Raw genomic sequence first — 16,758 nt, 5'->3', positions numbered from 1 at the left:
CGGCCGTTGCTTTGCCTCAGTGCCACGCCAGCGTTAAGTTTCCGTGAAAGAAAGCTGCACCATGGCTTACTGTAGATATTTGGCGCGCAGCGCCGCCCGCTTAGCAGGCGTCAGGTCCATTTGCGTAGCCAGAAACTTATCCATGGAGCCATACTGCCGGTCGAGGGCGGCGAAGGTGCCGGCTAGGTAGGCGGGGTTGGCGGCGAGCAGGGGGCGCACGGTGTTCACGGCCTCGGCCGACATCCCGGCTTGGCTCATGCGCTGCAAGCTCTGCGCGCGGCCAGCCTGCCAGTACACGTCGGTGGCCGCGTAGTCGCGCAGGATGGTGGCCCGGTCGACCCCTAGCGCCGCCAGCACCAGCGCCGCCCCGATGCCGGTGCGGTCCTTGCCCGCAGTACAGTGAAAAAGCAGGGCCTGGCCGTTGTCGAGGGTCAGCAGCTCATCAAACAGCGGCTTGTACTTGGCCTTGAAAAAGCTCGTGTTGGTGTACACGGCGCGCATCAGCGAGTCGCGGTCGAGGTTTTTGCTGCCGCCCATGAGCAAGCGCGGGTCGATTTTTTCGCTGCCGGCGGGCAACGCCAAGTGGCGGGCGCCAGCGGGCAGGCGGTCGGGCGCCTGGGCTACTTCCTGCGGGCCGCGCAGGTCGCACACCAGCGCCACGTGGCGCTTTTGCAGGGCTAGCAGGTCGCTATCAGTCAATTTGCTGATGTCGGCCGAGCGGTAAATGTGACCCCATTTTACGTGCTTGCCGCCGGCGGCCGGATAGCCGCCCAGGTCACGGAAGTTGCTGGTGCCTTGCAGCATCACGGCGCGCCGGGGGGCGAAAACCGCCGTATCGGGCGGCGTTTGGGCTAGGGCGGGCGTGGCGAGGCCGAGGAATAGAAGGAGCTTTTTCATCGAACTGAGAGGTGAAAAGAGAAGCGGCCCGGCGTAGAGGCGGTTGCCTCCAGCCGAGCCGCTTCCAGCAGCTTTACTTCGTGAGCCAGGTGTCTTGGTTCAGGTCGTCGGTGCCGCCAAACTGGCTTTTCAGGGCCGCGCTGTAGTTATCGGGGTTGTAAGTCTGCTCATCCACCGGGTACTGCCAGCGGCGCGGAATCTTGCCCGTGGCGTTGATGCCGCTGCCGGTGCTCACGAACGTGCGCGGGAAGCCCGTGCGCCGCCAATTGTAGAGCGGCTCGTAGCCCGAATTCTGGAAAAAGGCCACGTATTTCTGGTTAAGAATCTGCTCCAGGCCATCGGTGTTATCGCCCTTGTACATCACGCCCGGATTGCTCAGGAATGCGCTGCGCGACACCACAGCCGTGCCCAATTTCTTACCCGATACGTCGCCGATGGTCAGTTGCTGCCCGTCGGCTAGCCCGTAAAAATCCAGCGAAGCATTGATGCCGCGCAGGTAGTAGGTGTTGGCCGAGGCGCCCGGCACCCAGCCGCGGTTGATGCCCTCGGCGATGGTGAAATTCAGCTCGGGGTAGCCTAGCAGGATGTAACTTTCAGGGCCTTGCACCGACGAGTAGTAGCGCAGGTAATTGGTAAACGAATACTGGCCGGCGTTCGAGCCGGTCGATAAATCGCCCAAGCCTACCGCCGGGCTGCTGCCCACGTAGGCCGAGAAGTCGCTGGGCTGCTTGCCGGCCGCCAGCTGGGCCGGCGCGGGCGTGGCCGTGATGAACGTGCGCGGGTCCTGGGTGGCGGTGGTGAGGCTGAGGTAGGCGGCGCCGGCGTTCTGGCGCTGGTTGTTGCCGTCGTTGGGGGTGTGCGGGTAGGTGTTGTAGGCCGAGTTGAACTGGAAGGCCCAGTTGTCGGTGTTGCTGGTCAGCACCGGGTACTGGCTTGGGTTGTTCACGATGGCCGCGAACTGCTGCGGAATCTGCAAATCCGCATTGTCCTGGGCCCGGCGGCTGAGGCTGATGAGTACCCGCAACTTATACGAGTTCACCACCTTGCGCCACTGCGCCACGGCGCTAGCCCCGTTTTGCTGGTAGTAGATGTCGCCGCTCAGTGTGCCCGCCAGCGAGTTGCCCAGCAGCGTATTGGCCGTGTCGAGCATGGCCAGGCTGCGGGCGTACACGGCCTTCTGTGCATCGAAGGTGGGCGTGAGATTGGCTAGGCCCTGGCCGGCCTGCGCAGCAGGCGTATCGCCCACGCGCTGGGTTTGCCAGATAAAAATGTAGGCCCGGAAAAACTTGGCTAGGGCACTGTACACGTTCTGCTTGGTACCCAGCTGCTTCACGGCCTGGATATCCATCTGGTTCACGTTTTTGAGCACCGTGTACAGCGAGCCCGTAGTGGTCCAGTTGTACTGGTTCTGGCCGCCGTAGTAGCTGTCGTTCGAGATGGTATACTGGTTCCAGCGCTGCACCTGCGTAAAGGGTCCCCCGTCGCCGCTGTTGAAAAGGTCGTACTCGATGCGCGGCAGCAGCAGCGCGGGCGGTACGGCGCTGTCGGCGGTGGGCAGGTTGGGATTGGGCAGCTGCTCGTCCATCGTCTTGCAGCCGCTGGCGGCCAGGGCTAGCAGCAGGGCTGCCCCAGCCAGGTTCACAAAGGATTTCATCTAGAAAGTCAGGTTGAGGTTGATACCCATCGAGCGCGTGGTGGCCGATTGCAGGCTCGGGTTTTTCAGCGTGCTGCCGTCGGCCAGGTTGAAGCCCTGCGCGTATTGGTCAAGGTCAAAATCCTTGCGCTGCGCGAAATAGAGCAGGTTGCGGCCTACCAGCGAGACGTTGGCCCCCTTGATAAAGCGCGAGGCTAGCAGGCTGCTCGGCACCGAGTAGCCGATGATGACCTCGCGCAGCTTGGCGTAGGTCTTGCTCACCATGTAGGGCTCCTCAATGCCGCTGTTGTACACGCCCTGGGTATAGGTCTGCACGGTCGTGGCCTTGGTATTGGGGGCAAATTGCAGCTCGTTGAAGTTGCTGATGTTGCCGTTAGCGTCAAACTTCACGTTGCCGCTCGCCACTACCACGCCGGGGCCTACGTAGGCCGGCGTGGGGGCCTTGGTGCCTAGGTTGGTGCTTTGCCACTCCTGCAGGCGGGCAGCCCCTAGCTGGCCCTGCACCAGGTCGGTAGCGTTGCCCGCGTTCAGGGCGTAGGCATACACCTGGTCGCGGATGACGCCGCCCACCCGGCCATCAAACTGGAAGCTAAAATTGAAGTTCTTGTACGAGAAGCGGTTGGTAACGCCCCACACCCAGTCGGGGTTGGTATTGCCCATAAACTGCAAGCTGTTGGTGCCGGACGGGCGCACCAGCGGAATGCCAGTCGAGGAGTTGATAATCTGCCCGTCGGGCGAGCGCAGGAAGTTGTAGCTGTAGTAGCCATCCAGGCGGTCACCGATGTTGAAGACGTGGTTGGGGCCGGGCAGGTAGATACTCGTTTCCTTGCCGTCAATCTCGCGCAGCGTTTCCTTATAGGTGCTCCAGTTGGCGAGCACGTCCCAGCTCAGGCCGCTAGGGTTGGCCAGCACGGCGCCGGTCAGGGCCACTTCCCAGCCGTTCTTCTGGGTGGTTACGGCGTTGGTAGTCTGGCTGGTGTAGCCCGACGAGGAAGCCACGGGCAGCTGGAAAATCAGCGGCCCGTTAATAGACGTGAAGTGTGTCACGTCGAGCCCGAGCCGGTTGCCCAAAAACTTGGCGTCGAAGCCGTACTCGTACGACGTCACCGAGTAGCTCTTCAGGTTGGGGCTGGGCAGGCTATTGGTGAAGCTAGCCCCCGGCTGGTTGTTATAAGGCTTGGTGATGGTGTAGGTAGCCTGGTTCACGTAGTTCGGCCCATCGTAGGCCGTCGTCACCTCCGCGCCGTAGCCGATGAGGCTCGAAACCGAGTTGCCCGTCACGGCCTGGTAGGCCGAGCCGATGGTGCTGGCCGTATTGCCGCCCTTCACGTTGGCATACGAGCCACGCAGCTTCAGGAAGGAAATGGCCTCGGGCAGCGGCAGGTACTCGTTCAGCACCGTGCTCAGCGACACCGACGGGTAGAAAATCGTCCGGTTGTTCTTCGGCAAGGTCGAGAGCTTATCGAAGCGCCCGGTGAGGCCTAGCGAGGCAATGTTTCTGAAAGCCAGGTCGGTAGTGGCGTAGGCGCTCAGCACCGTCATATCCGAGCCGAAGTCGTAGGCCTGGGCGGGGTTTTTCGAGTTGCTGAAATTGTACACGCCCGGCACAATGAGGAAGTCCGTCGTGGCCCAGCTCGAATTGTAGTTGAACAAGCGCACGTTGGCGCCGCCCACCGCGCTCAGCGTGAAATTCTCCCCTAGCTTCTGGTTGTAGCTCAGCAGCAGGTCGGTGTTGTTTTCGAGCAGGTTGCGGCGGTCTTCGCGGTAGTCGCCCTGGCGCAGGTCGGGCGTTTTGTAGGTGATGGCCGAGTACGGCACCTTCTCGGTGCGCAGCTGGTTCCAGGTCGTTATCTGCGAGCGCAGGGCCAGGTTGAAGTGGTCGCTGAGCTTGTAGCTGAGGCGGCCGTAGCCATAAATATCCGTTTTGCGGTGCCCGTACAGCCACTCGTTGGCCACGAAATAGGGGTTGTTGCCGCGCCCGTATTCGGCATAATATTGCTGCACGCCGGGCACGCCCTGCGGGCCTTTGTAGTAGTCGCGCATATCGCTCAGCGCCCAGCTGCTCGACCCGTACACCTGGAAAATGTAGGTTTCGCTCTCCGGCCCCGAGCTGCTCTGCGGAATGTTGGGCGAGTTTTGCAAGCTCAAATTCAAAGCCGCGTCAAACTTGAGGCGGGGGTTGAAGTTGACGCCCGTGCTCAGGTTGAAGTTGGTGATATTGAGGCCCGTATTGGGCACCATGCCGCGCTGGTAGTTATTCGACACCGACAGGCGCACGTCGTAATTCTCGCCGCTCGACGATATCGACACGTTATTGGCCGACAGCACGCCCATCCGCATAAAGTCGCGGAAGTTGTTGGCGCCCTTGGCTAGCCAGGGCGTGCCCTGGCGCACACCGTTCACCACCGGCGAGTCGTACTGCGGCACATTCTGCCCCTCAAAGCGCGGCCCCCAGATGTTGGCCCGGCGGTTCACGTTGCCCTCGTCGTAGAGGCTGTTGGAATAGGCGTACTGGTAGTTTGAGCCGAAGCCGTACTCGTTCTGCTTCTCCGGAATGGCCAGGTAGCTGGGCTGAATCTGGGTGCTCGAATTGAACTCCACCGCCACCTTGCGCTTGTCGCCGGTGCCGCGCTTAGTGGTTATCATAATAGCCCCGTTCTGGCCCCGAAAGCCGTAGAGGGCGGCCGCGTTCGGCCCCTTTAGCACGGTGTAGGTTTCGATGTCGTCGGGGCTGATGTTCCAGGTATCGGAGTTAATCGGCACGCCATCAACCACAAACAGGATGTTGGAGCTGCCACGCAGTAGCAGCGTAGGGCGGCCTAGCAGCTCGGCGCTGGGCGCCACCGTGAGGCCCGCTATTTTGCCCGTCAGCGAGTTCACCGGGTTGGGCTCGCGGGCTTTCACCAGCTGCGCGCCCGCTATTTCCTGGGTAGTGTAGCCAATGGTGCGGGCGTCTTTCTTGATGCCCAGCGCCGTTATCACCACCTCGGCCAGCTCCTTAGTGTCTTCGCCCAGCGTCACGTCGATAGTAGCCTGGTTGCCCACCACCACGTCCTGCGGCTTGTAGCCCACGAAGGAAAACGTAAGCGTCGTCACGGCCTGGCTAGCCGGCACAGCCAGCGAGTACTTGCCCTCGGCGTTGGTCACGGTGCCGAGCGAGGTGCCCTTTACGATAACGTTCACGCCGGGTAGTGCTTCGCCGGAGGGCGCTTTTACCTGGCCGCTCACGGCCTGCGTCTGGGCTAAGGCCGGCAGGGCCAGGATACTCAGCGCCAGCGTAGGGGCAAGGCTCCGCCGAAAGCACCCTAGCCGGGCGCCTATACTAGTAGAATAGTGTTTCATCAAAAAGGATGGAGTGATAGCAAAAAGCTGATTGCCAGCAGCGCAGCTGCCGTCGCCGACCAGCCCCACCCACGCGTTGTGCTAGCAAAGGCTAAATCGGGGGCGGTAGACGCGATTCGACGGGGCAAAATTCCTTCTTGATTATTTCGTGAATATTACTTGAATAATACCCTTTGTGCTACTTGTGTAGCTGGTTGATGCACTTCATTACCAATTTGTTACATGGGGGCTTGCGTGCGTAATGCCCACGCAACAAGGGCCTGCCCCGCCGTAGCAGAGCAGGCCCTTCGCAGGTGCCGGCAGGTCGAGCTCATGGGCGACGAGGCTAGCGGCCCCGTATCTGGTCGAAGATGTTGGTTTTGCGCTTAAACAGCACGTAGCGAATGGAGAACGCCGTGGGGAAGCGGGCGTAGTCGTCGCTGTTGATTTCGAAAGTGGGCTTGAAGTCGAAGCTGAGTACTACGGGCAGGAAGGCGACCTTGTACTCGACGCCCACTAGGCCATCGAAGCCGCCAAAGCCGCCCGTATCCTTGTTGTGGCCCAGGTGGCCGCCCACGCCGAAGTAATAATTGAGGCTAGGCCCCAGAATACCAAAGTGATACTCACCCAGTACCGTGCCGCTGTACTCACGCTCGCGCAGCCCGGCAATGCCCTCGATGGTGACGCGCGATGCCACCCGCTGCTGCAAGGTGATGCCGTAGTTGCCGCCCCCTAGCCGGGCGCCCAGGGCCGTGTCATATTTCTGCGCTGAGGCGCTCGTAGCCAGGCTTAGTAGCAGCAGGATAAACCCGCCGAGCCGAAAAAAACGTAGGTGCATAAGCTGTAAACGCAGAGTTGCCGGAAGCCAGACAACTACGGTGCCAACGCCCGCCAGGTGCCATCTAGTGCGTTGTTTAACAAGCCAGGCGCCGGGCACCACGTATAAGATTCCGGCTTTTACAGCTTTTATTCGATGCCTAACGTTTGTTAGCCGGACCTTTGTATCGATATTCTACCACCCACTACCCACTGCGTGTACCTGCATCACGTGGCCGCCTACTTGCCGACGGCCGTTGTTACGAACGAACATTTTACGCGCCTCAATGGGCTAGCCTCCGACTGGATAATTGAGCGCACGGGCATCCGCGAGCGGCGCAAAGCCGGCCCGGGCGAAAATGCTAATACGATGGCCATTGCGGCCACCCATGCCCTGCTTGCCGAGCTGCCGGGCTTTGCGCCGGCCAGCATCGACCTTATTGTAGCGGGCACTTATACCCCGCACGATACCATTTACACGGCAGCGCACGCCGTGCAGCGCGACTTGGGTATCAATGAGATACCCACGGTGAGCATCTCATCGGCCTGCTCGTCGCTGCTCAATGCGGTGGAGATTGTGGAAGGCTATTTTGCCCTGGGTAAGGCTAGCCGGGCACTGGTGGTGGTGAGCGAGCACAACACCGCCTACAACAACGAGGAAGACACCATGGCTGGCCACCTCTGGGGCGACGGCGCCGCGGCGCTGCTGCTCACCAAAGAGCCGCTAGGCTCCCAGGACCTGCGCGTGGTGCAGGTGCTCACGGGCGGGGCCGCCCCTATGGGCAAGGCCGACGAAGCCGTGACGCTCAAGCCCGTCGACAAAGGCATTGTGATGCCCTATGGGCGTGACGTGTTTCAGCAGGCCTGCACCTACATGACGCGCATTACGCAGCAGCTGCTCGATAAGAACGGCTTGGCGGTGAGTGAGTTGAATTACTTGATTCCGCATCAGGCCAACCTGCGCATCTCGGCCAATGTGGTGAAGCAGCTGGGCCTCGACCCCGCCCGCGCTGTCAATAATATCGAGCGCCTGGGCAATACCGGCTGCGCCGGTGCCGCCATTGGGCTAGCCGAAATCTGGCCGAGTATCAAAAGCGGCGACAACCTGATTGTGACCGTGTTTGGCGGCGGCTACTCGTATGGGGCCATGCTGCTGGTCAAACAGTAAGCGCCCCTGCACCTGCCGATGCTGCCGCCCGCCGCTGCCTTCCTGCCCGAAATCACCTTCCAAACCAGCCGGGCCAGCGGGCCGGGCGGGCAGAACGTGAATAAGGTAGAGAGCCGCGTAGAGCTGCGCTGGCACTTGCAAGCCTCGCAGGTGCTGACGGATGAGCAAAAGCAGCTCATCCTGGAAAAGCTGGCCGGCCAGCTCACCACCGAAGGCTACCTGCTGGTAGTGGCTCAGGACGACCGCAGCCAGCTCCGCAACAAGGAAATTGCATTGGCCCGCTTTCACGAGCTGCTGCAGAAAAGCCTGCGCCGCCCCAGGCCCCGCCGCGCCACCCGGCCCAGTGCCGGCGCTGTGCGCAAGCGCCTCGAAAGCAAGAAAATCCAGAGTGACAAAAAAGCCAACCGGCGCCGCCTTGAGTAGCGCCCAAGCTAACGGTAAGCAAAAAGCCCACCCCGCTTGCGGCGGGGTGGGCTTTTTAGTAGGTAGTACGCAAGAGTGGGGCTAGCGGCGGCGTAGTCCGCGTGGCGGAATTTGAGGGGTAGAGTTCCTGCTAAACCTCTCTCAGTCGCTGTAAAAAAGGCCCTGACTACTCAGTCAGGGCCTTAGCAAAAACACCAAGTGGTATTAGGGAGCCACAGTTAGTCGCGTAGTCCACGTTTGACTTCCCGAGCGCACGCTTACGCCATACACGCCCGTAGCCAGGTCGGCAGGTAATAGTAAGTCTATGGTAGCGTAGGAAGTAGTGGGCGTGAACTCTTGGGTGCTCACGGTGCGCCCAAGCATATCCGTCACCTGCACGGTGAGCCGTTGGTTGGTCAAGCCTTGCAAACTGACGCTTGTCGCGGCCGTACCACGCCGCGGATTGGGGTAAACACTTATCGCCACCGCGGGCTGCGTGTGTGGCGAAAGCATCACCACCGGGCTGTACGTGGCCGACTTATCGGTGTCTACTTGCCGCAGGCGGTAGTACGTCAGGCCCGGCAGCGGCAGCGGGTCGCGCAGCTCATACGCGTGGGCCAGCAGGCTGGTGCCGGCCGCCGCTACCCGCCCCACTTCGACGAAGCTGCGCCCATCCAGGCTACGTTCTACGGCGAAATAGGCACTATGGAGTTCCGAGGCCGTCGCCCACCGTAGCAGGGCCCGGTTTTCGTCCTGCAGCAGCGCTTGGAAGCTGGTGAGCGTGACGGGCAGGGGCGCCGCGGCATCTCCCAGGGTCCAGAGCGAGAAATCGCTGATGCCGCTCAGGCTGGCCGAGTAAGTCGTGAGGCCATTGGTCGTCGCGGTGCCATACGTAGCCGACTGCAGCCGCCAGCTCGTGCCGTTGTTATCGCTCTTGAATAAGCGCAGGTTGGCCGGGGCAATACCGTTGCGCTCGTCGTCGCGGGCCGTGAGCACCAGCGCCACGTTCAGGCCCGTGTTGATAGTGGGCTGAATGTCGAAATAGCGCGTGATGCTCGTGCTCGTGCCCATCCCGCGCAGGGCCGTGCCCGTGACGCGCCGCACCAAAGTGCTCCCCGGCAGGGTCGGGCCGCTGGGCGTGAGCACGAGGCCGAGCCCGCCGAAGGCTTCGGCGCTGCCCGCCGCATTCAGGGTGCGGGTGGCCAGCACCGTGCCCGTGACGTAGCCGTCGGCATCCTCGCTGAGGGTGGCGTCATTGCCCAGCGTCAGCGTCGCGGCTCCGGTCGTCAGCACGCCCTGGGTGAAGGTGGCCGCCGTGGTGGTCGTCAGGGCCGTGGTCAACGTCAGGCCCGCCGCATTGGTGAGCGTGAGCACGCGCACGATGGGCGGCAGGCCCGGGCCGGTGACCTGGGCCACCTTCCCAGTGTACGTATAGAGCGCATCGGGACTGAAGCTGCGCATGCCCGTCACCTGGACCGTGCCTGTGGCGCCGGTGCTGCTAAGGCCCTGCGGCGAGCAGATACGCAGCGTGCCGCCCGCCGCCAGCGTGAAGCTGCCGGGCCCGCTGATAAGCGCGCAGCCGTCGTTGAGCACGCCGCCGCTTTGCACCGTCACATTGCTCGTGACGGTGACGTCGCCCGCGAGCGTGCCGTCGCCCCCGGGCTGGACCGTGATGCTGTGGTAGGTGCCACCCGGCACGGTTTGGCCGCTGGTGCTGATTACCAAGTCGGGGTAGCCGATAGTCAGGGAATAGCTGCGCGCGCCGCTGAAGGGGCCGGGGGCGACCGAGGCATCGGTGGCCGTCACCGTGAAGGTGAACGTGCCGCTGGCCGTGGGCGTACCCGAGAGCACGCCGCCGGAGGAGAGCGTCAGGCCCGCCGGTAGCGCCCCCGCCGTAATGGCGTAGGCGTAGGGGCCTGAGCCACCTGAGGCGGAGAACGTCTGACTGTAGGCTGTGCCCGGCGTGCAGCTGGGCAGTACGGTTGGGGAGCCCGCCGAGGTTGGGGCCACCACAATGGTGGGCGCCACGAACTGCACGCTCACCGTGTTGCTGGCCGTGTTGCCCGTGTTGTTAGCGTCGAAGGCCACATTGGCGGCCACGCTCACCGCCACGGGGCCGGGGCCGTTGGGCGTCACGGTGAACGTGAAGGAGTCGTTGTTCGCGTTGCCGCCGAAGCTGCCGCTGGTCAGCGTGCCGCCCGTGACCGTTACGTCCGAAGCCGTGAAGCTGGTGCCCACGCTCTGCGAGAAGCTCACCGAGAACGGAAGGGACGAACTGCTGGTCGGGCTGGCCGGTCCGCTCACCGTCGCCGTCAGCGACGGGGCCGTCACGTTGAACGTGGCCGAGGTAAAGGACTGGTAGGAGCCGCTGCCGGGGGGCTGGATGCTGCCCACAAACACGTCGCTGACGAACACGTTTACCACCTGGTCGCTGGTGCCAAAGTTAGTCCGCTGGGCGGCCTGCAAGTTCACCTGGTAGGTCCCCGTGGGCACGGCTAGGGTCTGCGCAATGCTGCCGTTGTTGCCACCGGTGCTTTGCACCAGGCCCACCGCGTCGCCCTCGGTAGTCGTCGAGCCAAAGCCACTAGGGCCGTTGCGCGACACCCCGGCTAGGCTGGTGAAGGTCCAGGGCGAGGCGACGACGCCGTCGGCGGTCTTCTTGAAGCTATTCAAACTCACGTTGTTGAACTCGAAGCCGCCGTTCTGCAGGCCGTTGGCGAAGGCCGTGCCCCCGCTCTGCTGCACCTGCACCGCGTCCACGAAGGCCGTCACATCGGAGCCTTTGCTGGCGCTGCCCGCTGCTTGAATGCGCAGGGTGGGCGCGGCCGTAAAGCTCTTGATGAGGGTATACAGGGTGCCGCTGGTATAAGGCAGCCCTGTTACCGTAGGCGTCACACTGGTGCTGTTATTCAAGTTTAGGCGCAGGGTGCCGTTGCCCGCGCCCGTATTCACGACTACTGTGTAGGTCGTGCCCGAACCCGAGACGCTGGCCACACCCGCGCCGCTGAGGCCCGTGGTGGTCAGGTCAAAGTTGCCGGTCGTCAGCCCAGATACGGCGGCGGAGAACATCACGGTGTAGCTAACCTGCGCCGTGGCCGTGGGCGAGGGCGTGATACCAGTTACAGCCGAAACCACGACAGTAGGCGGCAGGTAGGTAAGTGAGTAGGGGCTGGAAGCCGTGTTGCCATTGCTGGCCGCATCCTGGGCCGCCTTGGCGACAATCGTGACGGTAGTAGCTGTGCCGGCCGTGGTGGGCGTCACGCTGAAGGTATAGGGCCCGGCGCCGCTGCCCGTGGGGCCGCTGGTTACCGTGCCGTTGGTTACCGTGATGCCGGCGCTGCTAAAGCCCGTCACGCTTTCCGAGAACGTCACCGAGAACGGCAAAGGCGTAGTCGTGGTCGTGCTGCCCGTCGCTCCGTTCGAGCTAGTGAACGCCGTCACCGTCGGGGCCGTCTTGTCGATGGTAATGCTCGGCCCATTGTAGGGCACATTGCTCACGCTGGGGCTGAGGCTCGTGGAGTTGGCCAGGTTCAGTTGGAGCGACCCGTTGCCGGTGCCCGTGTTCACCACCACCGTGTAAGTAGTGCCCGAGCCGCTCACGCTGCTAATGCTAGCACCCGTCACGGTAGGCAACAGCGAAAAGTTGGCGGTCGTCAGGCCCGTCACGCTGGCCGCGAACGTCACCGTGTAGGGAATGCTGCTGGCGTTGGTGGGACTGCTCGTCGTTGTCGTAATGGACGTAACGGTGGTGCTGGGAGCCACATAGGTAACGCTGTACTGCGAAGCCGCCGTGTTGGCGTTGCCGGCCGCGTCATTGGCCACGCCGGCCGCTACGTTCACCGTCACCACGCTGCCGTTGCCGTTGGGCGTCACGTTGAAGGTGTACGTCGTGCCGCTCGCGACCGAGAAGCCCGAGAGGTTGCCGCCCGCCACCTGTACGTCGCCCTGTACGAAGTTCAGCACGCTTTCCGAGAACGTAATCGTGAATGCAATGGGTGTGGTGCTGGTGGTGGCGCCGTTGCTCACCCCCGGCGTCGAGCTGGTGATGGTCGTCGTCGGGGTCGTCTTGTCGATGTTGTAGGTTTCGCCCGCAAATGGCAGCGTGGTCGTAATATCAACCGATAGGTTGGTGTCGTTAGCCAGGTTCAGCGTCAGCGTGCCGCTGCCCGTGCCCGTGTTCACGGGCACCGTCCAGGTGCTGCCCGAGCCTGTGCTCACCGGCGTGCCCACCGTAGCCCCGGTTATGCCGGTAGTAGTCAGCGAGAAGTTAGAAGCCGTTAGGCCCGTTACTGGCGCCCCAAAGGTCACCGTGTAGTTGACCGTAGCGGCATTAGTGGGGCTTGCGCTAGCCCGTACAAGGGAGTTGACGGTAGCGGCTGGCGTGCCCGTTACTTGTAGCTGGTCAAAGGCCAGATAGTTAACCCCATCGCTGTTGACGAGCACCAGCTGAAAATCCACGGTTTGCCCATTCAGCGAAGCCGGCAGGGCAAAGTCGAAGTTTTGCAGCGCCGGCGTCAGCTGGGTGCCCGTTGGCGCGCCCGTGCCGTTGGGGTTCGAGTCTTGGCGAATGACGCCGCCACTCGTGCCGGTGCCGGTGCCGCGAAACAGCCCGAACGCCGTCCAGGTGCTGCTGCCATTCAGGCGGTAGAAGAGTTGAAAATAGTCGCTGGTTTTCCAGTTGGCCTGGGTGCCGTTGTTGATGGACGACGAAGCCCCAATACGAAGCTGAAAGTGCAGGTTGGTATAGTTCGTCGCATTCACCTGCTTCGTAGTCAGGGTGCCGTTGTTCTTGCCAGTCGGGTTCAGGCTGGCCGGGGCCGTGTTCACGCCCACCCAGTAATACGAGCCGACGATGTTGCTGAAGGTCGTGCCCGCGGGCCCCGTCGTCGTGGGGTTGGCATTGGTACGCTGAAATTGCGCCGCATCCTGCGAGAAATAGTGGTTGCTGGAATAGCGGGTGCCTTCGCCGTCGGTTTCAAAAGGCTCTGTGTAAGGCACATTCGAAGCGGCATCGAGCGCCGCAGTCACCGTGATGCTGCGCTGCAGGGCCCCGCTGATGTTGTTGTTGGGGTCAGTAACGGAAAACGAAACTGTGCGCGTCCCGGCCGTAGCATTAATGGCATCAATGTCCTGGTAATACACCTTGCGGAAGGCATTTTGCCACTGCGCTAGGGTGGCCGTGGCGCCCGCCGAAGTCAAGGTCAGCACCCCCGTGCCGGTATCGAAGCTGGCTGTGATGTTGCCGGTGGTTGCGTCGGCCACGAAGGACAGCCGGTCTTCCGACGAGTTGTAGTTGGCCGAAATGCTCACCTTGCCACTGGCTAGCCCGGTGTTGTCCGGGTCGCTCACCGTCAGGCTGTTGGTGAGGGCCACGGGACTGCCACCTTCCGCAAAAGCCACCGCCGTCGTTTCCAGGGTACTCAGCGATGGCGGGCTGCCGACCGCACTCGCCCCGTACACCCGAATGTTATCAAACCCAAATTCTTCGCTGGCACCATCCTGGTCGATTTCGACCCGCACTTCCAGCGTGTTGCCCGAGCCCGGAATGGGAAAGTTGTAATCGGTCAGGGTTTGATTCAGCACGGGCGCGCCCGCATTGGCCACGCCATCGCACGGGTAATAATCCTGGCGCAATCCTCCCGAGGGCGGAGGCCCCCCGCCGGCACTGCCATCGCCCACAAACTGCCCGATGGTGGTCCAGCCGCCGGTGCCGTTAAAGCGGTACTGCACGCGCACAAAATCATTCGTTTCCCAGCGAATCCCGTTGTTGAGAGGCAACCCCGCCGCATCGGCTAGGGCCACCGTCACCGACAGGCTGCTTTTGCCGGCTACGTTGATGGACGCCAGGGTGAGGTCGGCCGGCGGGTTGCCCAGGATGGTCCCATCGGCGGCGCGCCGCACGTTTTCCGACGCCCAGAAGTGCGTGCCGGTCGTGTTCGGCGCGATGCCGTTGATGTTCGTCACGGTTGACGTTTGACCTGCTGCTGTGTTAAAGCCGGGCACTGGCAGGGTCGCATTATAAAAATAGATGTTCGTGCTGCTGGCGCTGGCCACCGTCGACGCGGTGTAGGCATTGGCCGGCGCCGCGTCAGTACCGGTACCCTCGAACGACTGCTGTTGGAGCAGTGTTTGTGCCCGCGCTGCCCAGGTAGTCAGCAGCAGCAGCGTCAGAAGTAGTTTTTGTTTCATAGCGAGAAGGAAGAAAGTCAGGTTGAATCAGAAGTGAGAAACTACGTTACTCATAATGGCCTTACTAACAATTGTTTAACTATGAATTAATGCTTCTCGGATGGGCGTTGGCTGAAGCAGCGTGCCCAGCACCTCGCCTACCGGCACCCCTAGCCCCGCCAGTTGGCCACCCGTGAAATAGCCCTCGTCGAGCGCCACCACATCCAGCTGCAGCACCTGGCCCGCGCCGCAGGCTACCAGCAGCGCCTGGCCGGGGGCGGCCAGCACCACGGTGCCGGGCGCGGCCGCTACGGTTTCGGGCCGTGCCGTGGCCCCCAGCACCCGCAGCGGCTGGCCGCGTAGGGTGGCTAGGGCCCCACGGTTCCAGGGGTTGGCGGCGCGTACCAGGCGGGCCAGGGTTTCGGCCGGCTCCTGCCAGTCGAGGCACAGGTCGGGCAGGGCGGGGCGGGGCCAGTAGCGGGCAGCGGCTTCGTCTTGAGGCTGGCCGGGGGCGCCTGCGGCCAAGGCCGCCAGCAGCTGGCGGCCGGTGCCCACGGCGGCCAGGGCCAGGTGGCTGCGGTGCAGGCCGTGGGTATCGTGCGGGCCAATAGGTACTGATGTGGCCACGAGTACCGGCCCAGTGTCGAAGTCGGCGGCCATGCGGTGGGCCGTCACGGCCCCAGCTGGCTCGCCGTTGCGGATTTGCCAGAACGTGGGCTCTGGGCCCCGGTAGCCGGGCAGCGCCGCAAAATGAAAATTGATGAAGCCCTGCGGCGGCAGCGCTAGCACCCCCGCCGGAATGCGCCACGGAAAAGTGAGCACTAGCACCACCGTGGGCTGCACGGTCGCCACCCACCCGGCCAGTGCCGCGCCTAGGCCAGCCCGTGCTAGCAACAGCGGCGCCTGCCCGGCCTGGGTTAGCTGTTCGCGCAGTTGCGCGGCCTCCTCGCGGCCGCTGGCGGGCACAGCAATGCCGGCCACCACGCCCTGGCTGAGCAAGTCTTGCAACAGGGGCCAACCCAGCAGGCTGCTAATGATTATGGCGACGCGCATAAGCGGAAGACTGACAGGGAAAAGATTAGGAGTACCACTAATTACTGGCGCTACCGGCCCAGGTGTCGAGCCTCAATTCAAGGAATCTGCAGGCGGTAGCTCGGCGGGTGGTCCTCGCTCTTACGTGCGGGGCGGCCAGTTGCCAACCAGGGCGATGACGTAGTTCATGGCGAGTACGGGGGGACGATTTTCGTGGGGCTGGCTGGCGCCGGCCACGTCGCTGGTCCCCTTAATGGGAGCGCCCATAGTCGTATTGGCCGGGCCGCTGGCAAACTGCGCGTTGCCATCCTTAGCAGGATATTGCCCCCCCGGTGCCTGTTCGTCGGCCGAGTCGGCGGTTTTCAAAGTGGCCGCGAAGGCGTGGGAGTGGGTCGGGAGCTGCCCCTGCGTAAGCGTCACCGATTCGGCGCCGCCCTGGTCGCCTTGCTGGTAGCTGCTGCCCGAGGGTAGCACGCCCGCGCCTACCGGTACACGGCTGCGCAGGTCGGGCAGGGCAAAGGTGGTGACGCCATTGCCGCCGAAGGTGACGCCCAGTAGCGAAAACAGGGCTTGGTTTTGCGAAACGGATAGGAGCTGGCCGTTGCAGAAAGCATAGTTCTTGGGGGCGAAGTCGAAGCTGACGAGACGAATTTCGCCGAGGTAGGGCTCATCCATAAGTTAAGGTCAGAAACAAGGGAAAGAAGGGGAAAGAAGCTGCCCTAGGGCCGGGGCGGATAGAGGCCAGACGTGGCAATAATGAAATACAGGGCCTGCACGGGCTGCAGGTTGTTGTGGGCCTGGCTGTCGCCCGCGGCTCTTGGCGTAAAAGCCAGCGCCCCGGCGTTGAGGGTGCTGCCGTCGCTGCCCGGCGCGTACGGAATTGGCTTGCTGCCCCCGCTTGGGGACTGCCCCGGGCCTGGATACTGGTTCGTGGGGTCGGGGCCCGACGGGCCGTTAGAGTTGGCACCCAGCATACCTGAAAACGAGTGCTGGTGCTGGGGCATCTGGGGAGAGGTCAGCCCCACGGTTTCGGCGCCCGCTTGCTGGCCCAGCTGGTAGGTGCTCAGGCCGCCGCCACCCGCGCCGCCCTGGGAGCCTACCATCAGCCGGCCGCGCAGGTCGGGGACGTTGAACGTGGAATAGCCGTCGCCCCCATAAGCGGTGCCTATAAGCGAAAAAAGGGTTTCGTATTCGCTGATTTGCAGGGACTGGCCGTTGCACGGTGCCCAGCCCGATGGAATACGGGCGAAAGCCACGGAGCGAATCTCACCAATGTAAGCAGTTGACATAGTGCTGAAGG

10 protein-coding genes are annotated in these 16,758 nt (G+C 62.9%); 2 read left to right on the top strand and 8 right to left on the bottom strand.

Features of this window, described 5'->3' with window-relative positions:
* Positions 1-66 precede the first annotated feature (66 nt).
* From J4D99_RS01130 to J4D99_RS01115, 4 genes are all read right to left on the bottom strand, one after another.
* Complete coding sequence (locus J4D99_RS01130) at positions 67-897, bottom strand: tyrosine-protein phosphatase (RefSeq protein WP_208129853.1); 831 nt, start codon at positions 895-897, stop codon at positions 67-69.
* Between the two features lie 73 nt (positions 898-970).
* Positions 971-2,551 (bottom strand): SusD/RagB family nutrient-binding outer membrane lipoprotein, encoded by a 1,581-nt coding sequence (locus tag J4D99_RS01125; protein ID WP_208129852.1) that lies wholly within the window; start codon positions 2,549-2,551, stop codon positions 971-973.
* Entirely contained in the window at positions 2,552-5,893 is a 3,342-nt protein-coding gene (locus tag J4D99_RS01120) for a SusC/RagA family TonB-linked outer membrane protein (RefSeq protein ID WP_208129851.1), read from the bottom strand.
* 325 nt (positions 5,894-6,218) lie between these two features.
* On the bottom strand, positions 6,219-6,710 hold the full coding sequence (locus tag J4D99_RS01115) for a hypothetical protein (RefSeq protein ID WP_208129850.1): 492 nt from the start codon (positions 6,708-6,710) through the stop codon (positions 6,219-6,221).
* A gap of 195 nt (positions 6,711-6,905) precedes the next feature.
* On the opposite strand from J4D99_RS01115, the gene J4D99_RS01110 reads away from it, so the two are divergent.
* Positions 6,906-7,856, top strand: coding sequence for a 3-oxoacyl-[acyl-carrier-protein] synthase III C-terminal domain-containing protein (locus tag J4D99_RS01110; RefSeq protein WP_208129849.1), 951 nt, complete (start codon positions 6,906-6,908; stop codon positions 7,854-7,856).
* A gap of 18 nt (positions 7,857-7,874) precedes the next feature.
* Complete coding sequence (gene arfB, locus J4D99_RS01105) at positions 7,875-8,279, top strand: alternative ribosome rescue aminoacyl-tRNA hydrolase ArfB (RefSeq protein WP_208129848.1); 405 nt, start codon at positions 7,875-7,877, stop codon at positions 8,277-8,279.
* Between the two features lie 204 nt (positions 8,280-8,483).
* On the opposite strand, the gene J4D99_RS01100 is transcribed toward arfB, so the two are convergent.
* The 4 genes from J4D99_RS01100 to J4D99_RS01085 form a co-directional block, all read right to left on the bottom strand.
* On the bottom strand, positions 8,484-14,447 hold the full coding sequence (locus J4D99_RS01100) for an Ig-like domain-containing protein (protein ID WP_208129847.1): 5,964 nt from the start codon (positions 14,445-14,447) through the stop codon (positions 8,484-8,486).
* Positions 14,448-14,522: 75 nt separating this feature from the next.
* The gene (locus J4D99_RS01095; protein WP_208129846.1) at positions 14,523-15,479 is read right to left on the bottom strand and encodes a methionyl-tRNA formyltransferase; all 957 of its coding nucleotides are present in this window, start codon (positions 15,477-15,479) and stop codon (positions 14,523-14,525) included.
* Between the two features lie 120 nt (positions 15,480-15,599).
* The gene (locus tag J4D99_RS01090) at positions 15,600-16,133 is read right to left on the bottom strand and encodes a phage tail protein (RefSeq protein ID WP_208129845.1); all 534 of its coding nucleotides are present in this window, start codon (positions 16,131-16,133) and stop codon (positions 15,600-15,602) included.
* A 44-nt stretch (positions 16,134-16,177) separates the two neighbouring features.
* Positions 16,178-16,747 carry a phage tail protein gene (locus tag J4D99_RS01085; RefSeq protein ID WP_208129844.1) on the bottom strand — a complete coding sequence of 190 codons (570 nt, stop codon included), beginning with the start codon at positions 16,745-16,747 and terminating at the stop codon, positions 16,178-16,180.
* Positions 16,748-16,758 lie beyond the last annotated feature (11 nt).

The organism is Hymenobacter sp. BT559 (assembly GCF_017571525.1).
Taxonomy (GTDB): Bacteria; Bacteroidota; Bacteroidia; order Cytophagales; family Hymenobacteraceae; genus Hymenobacter; species Hymenobacter ginsengisoli.
Note: the sequence above shows the minus strand (reverse complement) of the source record. Positions and strands in the feature narration are given on the sequence as shown.

Excerpts from the sequence above, each read along its gene's own strand:
- J4D99_RS01130 (WP_208129853.1), bottom strand. The coding sequence starts at position 897 with ATGAAAAAGCTCCTTCTATTCCTCGGCCTCGCCACGCCCGCCCTAGCC.
- J4D99_RS01125 (WP_208129852.1), bottom strand. The coding sequence starts at position 2,551 with ATGAAATCCTTTGTGAACCTGGCTGGGGCAGCCCTGCTGCTAGCCCTG.
- J4D99_RS01120 (WP_208129851.1), bottom strand. The coding sequence starts at position 5,893 with ATGAAACACTATTCTACTAGTATAGGCGCCCGGCTAGGGTGCTTTCGG.
- J4D99_RS01115 (WP_208129850.1), bottom strand. The coding sequence starts at position 6,710 with ATGCACCTACGTTTTTTTCGGCTCGGCGGGTTTATCCTGCTGCTACTA.
- arfB (WP_208129848.1), top strand. The coding sequence starts at position 7,875 with ATGCTGCCGCCCGCCGCTGCCTTCCTGCCCGAAATCACCTTCCAAACC.
- J4D99_RS01100 (WP_208129847.1), bottom strand. The coding sequence starts at position 14,447 with ATGAAACAAAAACTACTTCTGACGCTGCTGCTGCTGACTACCTGGGCA.
- J4D99_RS01095 (WP_208129846.1), bottom strand. The coding sequence starts at position 15,479 with ATGCGCGTCGCCATAATCATTAGCAGCCTGCTGGGTTGGCCCCTGTTG.
- J4D99_RS01090 (WP_208129845.1), bottom strand. The coding sequence starts at position 16,133 with ATGGATGAGCCCTACCTCGGCGAAATTCGTCTCGTCAGCTTCGACTTC.
- J4D99_RS01085 (WP_208129844.1), bottom strand. The coding sequence starts at position 16,747 with ATGTCAACTGCTTACATTGGTGAGATTCGCTCCGTGGCTTTCGCCCGT.